The sequence below is a fragment of the Halostella sp. PRR32 genome (genome assembly GCF_034808085.1).
GTDB lineage: Archaea > Halobacteriota > Halobacteria > Halobacteriales > Natronoarchaeaceae > Halostella > Halostella pelagica.
Map to the genome: position 1 here is coordinate 1 of NZ_JAXHGL010000017.1, position 945 is coordinate 945.

The following is a 945-nucleotide window of genomic DNA, read 5'->3' on the forward strand; positions in this document are numbered from 1 at the left end:
AGTAGCGTGAGCGAACGCTGAAAAGCACCCCATGAAGGGAGGTGCAATAGGGCTTGAAATCAGGTGGCGATCGAGCGACGAGGCATACAAGGTCCGCTGCAAAATGACCCAGGCGCGAGCCTGCAGTAAGACGCACCGGAAGCCGATGTCCCGTCGTACGTTTTGAAAAACGAACCAGGGAGTGTACATGTTTGGCAAGTCTAACCTGAGTATCAGGGAAGGCGCAGGGAAACCAATATGGTCGCAGGGCTTTGCCCCAGGACCACCGTGTTCAAGCGCGGGGAGTCAAACGGGTACGACCCGAAACCGGACGATCTATGCGTGGGCAAGGTCAAGCGTGCCGAAAGGTGCGTGGAAGCCTGCTAGAGTTGGTGTCCTACAATACCCTCTCGTGACCTACGTATAGGGGTGAAAGGCCCATCGAGTCCGGCAACAGCTGGTTCCAACCGAAACATGTCGAAGCATGACCTTCGCTGAGGTAGTTCGTGAGGTAGAGACACTGATTGGGAGACCCAACTCCGAGAGGAGTTGGCCTCCCTGTCAAACTCCGAACTTACGAACGCCATCGACGCGAGGAGTCCGGTGTGCGGGGTAAGCCTGTGCACCATGAGGGAGACAACCCAGAGCTGGGTTAAGGTCCCCAAGTGTGGATTAAGTGCAACCGAAGGTAGTCTCGAGCCCTAAACAGCCGGGAGGTGAGCTTAGAAGCAGCTACCCTCTAAGAAAAGCGTAACAGCTTACCGGCCGAGGTTCGAGGCGCCCAAAATGATCGGGGCTCAAATCCACCACCGAGACCTAGCGACACCTGTCACAAGGTGATTCCGTAGGTTGGCGCTCTATTCGGCTGGAAGCGTGGGTGAGAACTCGCGTGGACCGAATAGTGACGAAAATCCTGGTCATAGTAGCAGCGTTAGTCGGGTTAGAACCCCGACGGCCGAACGAGCA

At 56.3% G+C, this 945-nt stretch carries 1 rRNA gene; it reads left to right on the forward strand.

The window, feature by feature from the left end:
• Positions 1 to 945: ribosomal RNA gene (locus tag SM753_RS20190) — 23S ribosomal RNA — on the forward strand; the annotation flags it as partial.